The 3099-nt window shown below is 27.3% G+C and carries 5 protein-coding genes; 4 read left to right on the top strand and 1 reads right to left on the bottom strand.

Annotated features, from left to right (window positions below; genetic code table 11):
• The 3 genes from IDG66_RS11950 to IDG66_RS11940 all read left to right on the top strand — a co-directional run.
• A partial coding sequence (locus IDG66_RS11950) for a DUF1430 domain-containing protein (protein WP_206172202.1) occupies window positions 1-1173 on the top strand: 1173 nt, incomplete at its 5' end.
• Between the two features lie 2 nt (window positions 1174-1175).
• On the top strand, window positions 1176-1496 hold the full coding sequence (locus tag IDG66_RS11945) for a YxeA family protein (RefSeq protein WP_000873930.1): 321 nt from the start codon (window positions 1176-1178) through the stop codon (window positions 1494-1496).
• Window positions 1493-2134, top strand: coding sequence for an ABC transporter ATP-binding protein (locus IDG66_RS11940; RefSeq protein ID WP_000571184.1), 642 nt, complete (start codon window positions 1493-1495; stop codon window positions 2132-2134). Before IDG66_RS11945 ends, IDG66_RS11940 begins: the two co-directional genes overlap by 4 nt.
• A gap of 87 nt (window positions 2135-2221) precedes the next feature.
• Here the strand turns inward: IDG66_RS11940 and IDG66_RS11935 are convergent, their stop codons facing one another.
• Window positions 2222-2512 (bottom strand): hypothetical protein, encoded by a 291-nt coding sequence (locus IDG66_RS11935; protein WP_001795266.1) that lies wholly within the window; start codon window positions 2510-2512, stop codon window positions 2222-2224.
• Window positions 2513-2852: 340 nt separating this feature from the next.
• Here IDG66_RS11935 and IDG66_RS11930 point away from each other — a divergent pair.
• A partial coding sequence (locus IDG66_RS11930) for a hypothetical protein (RefSeq protein ID WP_206172201.1) occupies window positions 2853-3099 on the top strand: 247 nt, incomplete at its 3' end.

The following is a 3099-nucleotide window of genomic DNA, read 5'->3' as shown; positions in this document are numbered from 1 at the left end:
TTCTTAATGTTACTAAATTTAAATATTGCTAATATGATTAAAGGTAAGCAGCACTTTAAAACAATTCGTTTTATTAATACAGTTTGTAAAAGTATTCTCTTAGTACTAATAGCTAATGTAATGATAGAAAATACTAGTGTTATTAAAGATTTGAATAAAATAAAAGAAACTGAGAAATATTGGAATGTATTAGATGATTATTACACGATTGAATTTGCACCTTATCACGAAACAAAACAAAGTTTGATTGATAATATGGTGCGATCAGAACAATTAGTAAAGGCTAGTGAAGCAGAAAATAATGCGATTTTATTCAAACCAAAGGGTGACTCCGTTGACAATGACAACTTTTCACCTGATGAGGGGAATGTAATATTAGTAAATAATCAGTTTTGGTCGATTTATCACAAGCAGTTTCAACCTGATATTCCAATAAAAAATCAAAAAAATAATGTCGAAGTAATTATTCCACAAAAGTTTCATGCAATGCGTAATGAAATCAATCAAGCATATCATTCATGGTTTGAATTTGTACAAAATAAAAATAATAAAGAGAGTAAGTTATCTATACAGTTTATCAACAAAAATGATTATCGAATTTTTACATTTGATGCACGAGATAGTCGCCATTTGTCATTTATAGAGGCGCCAATCATTGTGAATGTTCAGGCATCAGATTTATCGAATGATTTTTATTATGCCATGATCAGTCAAGGCGGGTATTTATTCAAAAATTATGACGCGCTAGTAAAAAATATTGAAAAGTATCATCTTGATGGGGAAATCAGTGGAATAACCAATTATAAAGATAGCGTGATGGAAATGTATCATGAAAACAATTTGAAATTAACAGTACTCAACTTTTCACAAATCATTATCGCAATCATTTTAATAATTATTATTTTATTTGATGTGAAATATTATTTTGAACAACATCGAAAATTACTCGTAATCAAAAAGCTATTTGGTTATTCAACATTAAGAGCCAATTACCAATACTTATTAATAAATAATATAGTTGTTGTTTTTATTGGAATATTGACGAATGTAATTTTACATTCTCAGTATATAATGATGATATTTGCAACGATTATTGTTGTTCAAATATTATTGCAGATTTGCAGCCTATACTATCATGGCCGACGTTTTAATGAAGTTATCAAGGAGTTTTAACTATGAAATATATCATTGCAATATTATTAGGATTAATCGTATCCATTACTATTGCTTTTACAATCATACATCATCCTATACTTGATCGTTTTAATCCTTTCTTAAAAACGGAGTATAGTTATGCCAAAGTGCCAAAAGGTACGCAACAATATGTTAATATTACGGCTTATAGTGAAAGAGGGGAAAAGCTTGATTATAAATTAACATTTAATGGATTTTCACCTAGTAGAACGTATGTCGAAATAAAGCATAAAGGGCAATATGTCATATCGATCACATATGTTGAAAAAGAGGATACACCAAAAGAGGTAAGACAAGAATGATAGAATTAAAAGATTTAACCATACAAAAAGGTAATACACATATTTTGAAGAAACTTAATTTGAAATTTCAATGTGGAAAATCATATGCACTTATTGGTAAAAGTGGATGCGGTAAATCTACATTATTAAATACTATTGCTGGACTTGAAAAAACGGGGAAACAATATGTCTATTTTAATGGTCAATTAGAACAATTTAAATCTAATTTTTACAGAGATAAATTAGGATATTTATTTCAAAATTATGGATTAATCGATAATTTGACAGTAAATGAAAATTTAGATATTGGATTAGCATATAAAAAAATAAGTAAGAAAGAAAAAGAACAATTAAAGATACGTTATATAGAACAGTTTGGTCTGTCAAACAGTTTAAAAAGAAAAGTTCATACGCTAAGTGGAGGTGAACAACAACGTGTCGCTTTAATTAGAATGATGTTAAAAGATCCGATTGTTATGTTAGCTGATGAACCAACGGGTGCGTTAGATCCTAAAACAGGACAGATGATTATTCAATCATTATTTGATTTGGTCGATGAAAATAAAGTGCTGATTTTAGCAACACATGATATGGCTATTGCAAATCAATGTGACGAAATAATAGATTTAGAACAGTATAGAAAAGTAGCATCTATGTGATATCCAAAAGATAAAATTAAAAGCCAATCAATGGGAAATGTTGACTTCAACACTCCGTTTGATTGGCTTTTATAATGTGTTACTAAGTTATGAAAGTAACAACGGCAAACTGAAAAAAAGCAATATAATAATATTTAATACGATTAGTAATAAATGTAATTGATTTTTCGTTTTAATATAGCAAAAAACAATGACTAAAGATAACAACAATATCATGATTGCACCTGGGAAGAACCATAATGCTGAAGCTGTGTACCAAATCATTGGTAACGCCATAATAATAAAAGATATAAGACAAGAAAGGATACCAATAATATTATAAGTTCTAGTCAAAATTACACCTCCAATTTTCATTTTAAAATGACATGCGTAAAACAATCATTTTAAATACATCATACAATAAAATTAAATTGTGCGGTAGAAGAATTTGAAATTAAATTGAATTGGCTTATCTTTCGTAAACATAATTATGACGTAACAATCCTTATAAGTGGAACGAGTGTAGTTATACCATCTGTATAGAGAGTCGTATCAATCATAAAATTTAATCTATGTTGTTATTGATTTTCATACTACAAATACCGTTTTAACATTGTGTAAAATATTATTTTACTTAAATAAACGAAATAAAATATTTTAATTATTGTATATATAGTTGCTCTAAATGGTTGCGGAGTATAAAATATATTTTGTTAAATATTTTATTAAGAGGTGCGCTATGGAAAAGGGGATTTTCAATTACGATAATGCGAATGTATTAAAATTAGATACTAATCAGTTAAATGAAAACATAAAAGTCATTGACGATATATTTAAAAATTATGAGCAGATAGATCCAACTATAGAAATCGAAAATGGAAATACAAAATTAAAATTAAATGGATATTTTATTGCGTCAATTATAAGCCCATTAAATTTAAATAAACTTAATAATTTATATGTTGAAGAAGAATTTTATCATACAT

It is taken from the genome of Staphylococcus sp. EG-SA-18, from assembly GCF_017151825.1.
Lineage (GTDB): Bacteria > Bacillota > Bacilli > Staphylococcales > Staphylococcaceae > Staphylococcus > Staphylococcus aureus.
The sequence above is the reverse complement of the archived record's forward strand: the minus strand, read 5'-3'. Positions and strand labels throughout refer to the sequence as shown.

Excerpts from the sequence above, each read along its gene's own strand:
- IDG66_RS11945 (WP_000873930.1), top strand. The coding sequence starts at position 1,176 with ATGAAATATATCATTGCAATATTATTAGGATTAATCGTATCCATTACT.
- IDG66_RS11940 (WP_000571184.1), top strand. The coding sequence starts at position 1,493 with ATGATAGAATTAAAAGATTTAACCATACAAAAAGGTAATACACATATT.